This is a genomic window from Sanguibacter gelidistatuariae (assembly GCF_900096585.1).
GTDB lineage: Bacteria > Actinomycetota > Actinomycetes > Actinomycetales > Cellulomonadaceae > Sanguibacter > Sanguibacter gelidistatuariae.
Genome location: NZ_FMYH01000002.1, coordinates 638,316 through 644,560, shown reverse-complemented (window position 1 = coordinate 644,560; position 6,245 = coordinate 638,316). Strand labels below are relative to the sequence as shown.

The window sequence follows — 6,245 nt, the reverse complement described above, 5'->3', positions numbered from 1 at the left end:
CATCGAGCACGCGAACTCACTGCCAGCGATGATGCGCACCTCGTTGACCTGGGACCAAGGCTCAGAGATGGCCCAGCACGCGGCGTTGACGCTGGCCACGACCATGCCGGTCTACTTCGCCCACCCCAGGTCACCCTGGGAGCGCGGCAGCAACGAGAACACGAACGGGCTCATCCGGGAGTACCTGCCCAAGGGCACCATCATCACGAGCCACCAGCCCTACCTCGACGCCATCGCCAACGAGCTCAACGACCGGCCCCGAGCCGCCCTCGGTTTCTACACACCGCGAGAGATGTTCGACAAGCTCCTCAACGACAACGTTGTCTCCACGCCTTGACACCAAGGGGAAGCATCCGGGTTTTCGAAATAGATTCTGGGGGTGAACCCCAGGTACGCGGTTCCAACCCCGACGCCCGTTGGTGCGTATCGCAACACGACTATGTCACTGTCGTGCACCTCGACGCTTAGATGTTCGACGAGCTCCTCAACGACAACGTTGTCTCGACGCCTTGACACCAAGGGCTACCCCTGCGGCCACTCGCCGAGGCGCTCCGGTCCCCCCACCCACAAACCTATGCGGATTGACGGAAGCAGGTCATTCCACACTGCCGAAGCGTCACCCCCTCCGCACTCAAGCAAAAGCAGCACTCCCTGCGATACTTGCCCTCCATCGAACTCGGGGACCAAGCTGGCGCGCGCTGCACCAATGGCACTTCCCTCGCCGCTGGACCATTCGACGACAGCCACGTTCATGCCTGCTTCGACCTCGACCTTCGGGTCGCCGTCAAGCGCGACCAGCCCATTGCTCAGCGGAGCAGTCGAGTCGACCCCAGGAATGGAAAGAAGAGCCGCCTCTGAACCTTCCTTCACGTTCGTTATGTCACTAGTCGGATCGTACCGAGACCATTTAAGGGTGCATCCTCGACCCTTAGCGATTAACTCCCATCCTTCTGCTGTTGCTGGTGGCGTGGTGACGGTGAACTCGTCGCCTGATCCGATCAACGTGACCAGGGGGCCCATCTGTGGAGTTGAAGGTGCGGACGGAGTAGGAGGCGCAGCGCTTGCCTGGCCAGTTTCACCGGTACCTCCTGACGCACATCCGGCAAGCACTGGTATTGCCAGCGCCCCCATCAGGATCCATTTATACCCAGCGAACTTTCGCCGGGTAGAGGCGTCACCGCGGGACGACCGAGTCACGAAATCGCCGCCATCAGCAGCGAGGGTTGCTCCGCGGAAGCAATCCGGGAGACATTGAGCCACTTCGCGCTCATGTTCTCAACGTCGTCCGTCTGAGCGCCACCACCAGGCGCGTAGTACACCGGACCGTTCGTGTAGACAGTGAAGGTCTTCGCCCCCAGTCCTGTGTACTCCCGCGGGCTCGCGCCCCACACCGCGTCGCCGATCCCGCCTCGGACCGTTGCCATGTGATTGAACGTCTTGCCGTACCACAGTCGCGAAGTAGCCTTCACAGCAGTCCATGAGATATGTACGGTGTAGCCGCTCGGGCACCGACATCACAGGTACCAGTCAGTCATGTGCGTACATCCCACGGCCAGAGCCTCCGCATTCATGTCTATCGGCTCCGCCAACGGCGGCAGAACGGCACTCGCTGATGCTCCCGCTGCCGGGGTGGCGGAACTGGCCTGACCCAAGCTGGCTCCGGTCACGAGCACAGCGGCAACCAAGACGCCCAGCAAGCCGAGACTCCTGGAAACTCTCATTTCATTCCCCCTGCTTGACAGCATGCAGCGCTGCCGATCAACGCTGATCTGGCGTCAGATTAGCATGACGACCGTCCCGTGAATAGGACACCTTCAGAAAGAAGGCCACGGCGATTGGCCTCCTCCACGACGATCTCGGATGCTCTCCTGCACACCCTCCTGCCACGTCACGCACTGCCGGACGCTGTCGTTGCCCAGCTCGGCGAGGACGAGGGCGGGCCAAATGAGATCCGGAAGGTCATCCTTGAGCCAGTTCGCGATGCTCAACACACCTGTAGCAGCCAGCGGGGACTTGTAGACGCGCCCCTTTCTCACATGGCCCGCCATTGGGCCTGTGTGCTGGTTTGGATTCGGGAAGTTCACGTCCTGAATCTACCTTCAGGGTCCGACAACGCTGACCGACCGCAAGTCCGCCTGCGGGAGTTCCAGTGCCACCGGCGGACTGGTGGTTCCAGCCAGAAGCCTGACCGATCAGGCGGGTGAAAGGAGATGCGCGCCCCGACTGCGGCCTCCCCCTAATCGACGTGGACCACCGGGCCTTCCGCGGCACCATGCACTTCACGCCCGAGGATCGAGAGAGACACGAGGCCGAGGAAGAGCACTTCCACCAAACCACGAGCAGCGCCGCGCCGGCCCTCATTCAGGCAACGGCTCGCTGACGATGCGCCTGGCAACGACGCTGCGCCACCTTCCAAGAAGAAGCGCCGCACACGCCTGTGGCAACTTGCCCGCACGAATGGCCGAAAGCTTGGCCAGCAACGGGTTCAGTAGGTCGCTGGCCGCCGTCATCTCAAGTGGTTGAACCGGAACTCGACTACACATTAAAGCGAAATTCCACCACGTCCCCGTCGTACATGACGTAGTCCTTGCCCTCGATGCGGGCCTTGCCCGCCGAGCGGGCGGCGGCGACCGAGCCGGCCTCGACGAGGTCGTCGAAGGAGATGACCCCGGCCTTGATGGAGCTGCGCTCGAAGTCGGTGTGGATCACGCCGGCGGCCCGCGGGGCCGTCCCGCCACCGACCGGGACACGCTCCGCGATCTGTATCCTGAGTGGCTCTCACACGTCCCGTCAAGGCTCTGACCGCGTACATTCTCTCCATGGGGTTCGGACGTGAGGCACGGCGCGTGCGCGACGTGAGACTGCCGCACGCCCATCGTCTCCATGCGCTCGGCTCCTGCATCCAACGCTCCCAGCCGATCGGTTTCACCGCCACGTGGTCGTTCTTGGAGAAGCAGCTGGGGATCCCGTGGCGCAGCAATGAGTTCCTGCTTCCTGCCATCGATCTCCTTGAGGCCGAGAGGGCAACGTACTTGGAGAACGCTGCAACGTACGCTGAGGCCCGACGTCGGCAGAAGGCATCGGGGCTCCGGTTCCCTCGACTTGAAAACGCGACTGCCCGGGTGCCCATGCGCTGGCATGGCGACGAGCGCGAAGGCGCGACCCAGACGCTGACCGCGTGGCGGCGACGCTCGCAGTCAGCCAAACTGAGCGCCCATCCACACGGAAGACTGATCCTGGCCGTCGTGGACGAGGTCGTCCGTTCGCCCCGGTCAACCGTCCTCGATCCCACCGCGCTCCAACAGGCTCTTGATTCTGCCCGGGGCCGGGTGCACATCGAGGGACGCGAAGGTGATGGGGCACACTACCGAGTCGCGTTGATGCTGCTCTTCGTGCTCGGGCAGCTGTACCTGATCGACAACCCCGCTCCTATCGCCGGCGCACCATGGAACTTCACTGCAACGTCGGGGACAGGGACAGGGCACCATGTCATCAGGTCGGTTCTGGCCGAGCCGATCGGCATCTGGCGCACCGATCCAAAAGAGGGGACCGCTGAGCTGGTCGACGCGGCAACCGACCTTCTGGTTAGGGGATTCGATTCCCCCAGCCTTCGGGTCCTTGCCGGTACCTCGCCGCGCGAACCGCAGGCGGTTGTCGGCCCGATCCTGACGTCGACGCTCGGTGAGCTCGGCGTCGATGACCTGCTGCGTGTGAGCGCCGATCGCGCCGGGCTCGTCGCGCGCCTCCGACGCTTCCTCGACGGTCGCCTGACGCTCCGGGAGCTGTCGTTCTGGGCGCATTGCGAGATCGACCACGACGGCGATCCGGACTGCCAAGCCTTCGTGGACCTCGACGATCTCTACAACGACTGGGAGTATGCGGGCCTCGACGTCGTCCGGCTCGAGGCGATCGCACGACGCGAGGCGAGGGCCTTCCTCGACGGAAGTCGCCCGGCGAGCTTCGACGAGTTCTGGCCCTGGCTGCCTGCGGCACCCAGGCGAGACTTCTTCGCGTGGTGGAGAACTGTCTTCCGACGCAGGCGAGCTGATTGAGACACGGCCCGCCGTGGCCGGAGTCGGCGACCATCTCGACGGCAGCCAATCGGACTGAGTTGTGTGAACCGTGCACTCACGGCTCTATCCGCTCAGCAAGGTCTTGGACAGTGCGCGCTTCACCGTTCGCCGTCGGCACCGCCGCCAGAGTCCAAAAAGCGATCACGGTCGGTACCGTGAAAGTGGTGACTTCCAGCGGGTCTGCCGCTTATCTTCCGCCGATTCCGCGCTCGGCTCCCGAACTGGAGCCAGAGGAGACCCGGGAGGCGTTGCACAGGCACCGTCGCAGGCAGCGCGGTTGCGGGCCCGTCTGACTGGTGCCCCATCACGACGTTCCAGCTGAGAGCCGCGGGTCGAGACCAGGTCCTACCGCAGCCGGACGCTGACTTCTTGATACCCGCCTGCGGGGAAGTGCGCCAGGACCGGTGCCACCGTTCCAGCCTCGATCCCCGTCGTAGCCGCGAACAGCTCCTCCAGAAGGACGCGCAGCTCCAACCTGGCCAGGCCCGCACCCGGGCAGTAGTGGACGCCACGGCCGTAGACGAGATTATGCGGCCGGTTGGCGGTCGGGTTGAAGGCGTCGGGGTCGGGGAAGACGGCTTCGTCCCGATTGGCCGAGGCCCACAGGACGACGATCTTCTCCTCGGCCGGGATCTCCTGCCCACCGATCGTCACCGGGGTCGTCGTGCGTCGCCGGTTCGCGACGAGCGGGGCGCCGAGTCGTTGCAGCTCGTCGGTGACCGCGTCCAGGTCCCACTCACCAGCGCGGATCCGGCGCTGCTCCTCCGGGTGGGTGGCCAGGAAGTGCAGGATGATCCCGACGGCAGCCGAGATGGTGCCGAGCTCCCCGACGGTCCAGTTGCGGATGATGGAGACGATCTCCTCATCGGTGAGCGCGCGGCCGTCGACGGTCTCGGCGAGCAACCGCGTCGTCGGATCGTCGGTCTTGCCGGGGTCGGCGCGGCGAGCATCGAGCTCCGCGCGGATGAAGGAGTCGAACTCCTCGGCCACCTCGGCCATGCGGTTGCGATCACCCGACCTGCTGGCGGCGTGGTTCTTGCGGACCCATCCCTCGAGCGGTTCCCGCATCGCAAGCGGCCACCCCATGAAGGCGCACTGCAGGTCGGTCGCGACGGGGTCTCCGAGGGTCGCCATGACCTCGATGTCTCTGTCGTGGGCGAGGCCCGCGACAAGGTCGGCGCAGATGGCTCGACACACCGGCTCGAAGACGGCGAGCCGCTCCGCCGTGAAGTAGCGGTCGATCACGTCCCGGTAAGCGGCGTGGGCGGGCGCGTCGAAGCCGTTCGGGACCGCGAGGTGGCTGGAGACCTCGTTGGAGAACGTGTCCGGGTCCTCAAGGATCGCCACTGTGTCGGCGTGCCCGAATACCGTCCAGGAACCATCGGATCCGTGGGCCACCGGGCACCGTGCCCGCATAGCGTCGTAGGAGGCAAGCTGATCGGCCTGAACCTGCGGCGAACGCATGTTCCAGACGGTCTCAGTATCGGTCTCGGTCTCGGTCTCGGTCATGACGGACTCCCCCTCAGGGATCGATGCGCAATCGGAACGCCACCACGTCCCGCAGGTGAGCACTCCGGTATGCCCCCGTGTGCACTACACCATGGCAGATCGACGCTCAGATAGGACCTCCGACTAGGACTCGACGCGCTCGCACCCCTGCCTGCCCGACGACGCGTGACCGGTCAGGTCATCCGCGCGCGATGCGCTCCCAGATGGTGCAGGGTTTGGTCGATCCCCGCCGGACGCCCTCGCACGGAGGGGCTTTCTCGGGTGGCTCGGGGTCCCACCACTCCTCACCACCGTCCGCACCCGGAAGCCAGGCGCCCGGCTTCCAGAAGCGCTCGGCGAGTTCATAGGCATTCAGAAACATCTCGCAGTCGCAGTAAGCCCCCATCGCCGACAGTCGATCGAGCAGCGCCGAGGCGCGGGGTGCCCGTTGATCGCGGTAGAGCAGGAAGAATCGATGGGTCGAGTCGCACCCGAACTGGTCGACCTGACGAGCGACAAAGCAGGCGAGGCACTCACCCACCCGGGGAGTGACGAGCGCCAAGACAGCGTCGAAAACGATGTTCTCAGCTTCTTCGGTGATTGGGTTTATGTCCATGCTCCACCGTGGCACGGGCCGCTGACATCGCGTCGTTCAGGGTGTTGATCCCTGTGGATACCGAGGTG

The 6,245-nt window shown here is 64.8% G+C and carries 5 protein-coding genes and 1 pseudogene; 2 read left to right on the top strand and 4 right to left on the bottom strand.

The features are described from left to right. On the top strand, positions 1 to 337 hold a 337-nt coding region (locus tag BLQ50_RS07695), incomplete at its 5' end, for an IS30 family transposase (RefSeq protein WP_139185776.1). An 856-nt stretch (positions 338 to 1,193) separates the two neighbouring features. On the opposite strand, the gene BLQ50_RS07690 is transcribed toward BLQ50_RS07695, so the two are convergent. Beyond that, positions 1,194 to 1,424, bottom strand: coding sequence for a hypothetical protein (locus BLQ50_RS07690; protein ID WP_139185775.1), 231 nt, complete (start codon positions 1,422 to 1,424; stop codon positions 1,194 to 1,196). Positions 1,425 to 2,535: 1,111 nt separating this feature from the next. Next, positions 2,536 to 2,736, bottom strand: a pseudogene (locus tag BLQ50_RS07680) (DUF933 domain-containing protein); the annotation flags it as partial. 509 nt (positions 2,737 to 3,245) lie between these two features. Here BLQ50_RS07680 and BLQ50_RS18310 point away from each other — a divergent pair. After that, a complete protein-coding gene (locus BLQ50_RS18310) occupies positions 3,246 to 4,052 on the top strand; it encodes a hypothetical protein (RefSeq protein ID WP_217629122.1) in 807 nt (268 codons plus the stop codon). Positions 4,053 to 4,418: 366 nt separating this feature from the next. On the opposite strand, the gene BLQ50_RS07670 is transcribed toward BLQ50_RS18310, so the two are convergent. Together BLQ50_RS07670 and BLQ50_RS07665 are read right to left on the bottom strand one after the other, a co-directional pair. Continuing rightward, positions 4,419 to 5,582, bottom strand: a complete 1,164-nt coding sequence (locus BLQ50_RS07670) for a cytochrome P450 (RefSeq protein ID WP_093182509.1) — start codon at positions 5,580 to 5,582, stop codon at positions 4,419 to 4,421. Positions 5,583 to 5,760: 178 nt separating this feature from the next. Further along, a complete protein-coding gene (locus BLQ50_RS07665) occupies positions 5,761 to 6,177 on the bottom strand; it encodes a DUF2695 domain-containing protein (protein ID WP_093182507.1) in 417 nt (138 codons plus the stop codon). Positions 6,178 to 6,245: the final 68 nt, after the last annotated feature.

Excerpts from the sequence above, each read along its gene's own strand:
- BLQ50_RS07665 (WP_093182507.1), bottom strand. The coding sequence starts at position 6,177 with ATGGACATAAACCCAATCACCGAAGAAGCTGAGAACATCGTTTTCGAC.
- BLQ50_RS07690 (WP_139185775.1), bottom strand. The coding sequence starts at position 1,424 with ATGGCAACGGTCCGAGGCGGGATCGGCGACGCGGTGTGGGGCGCGAGC.
- BLQ50_RS07670 (WP_093182509.1), bottom strand. The coding sequence starts at position 5,582 with ATGACCGAGACCGAGACCGAGACCGATACTGAGACCGTCTGGAACATG.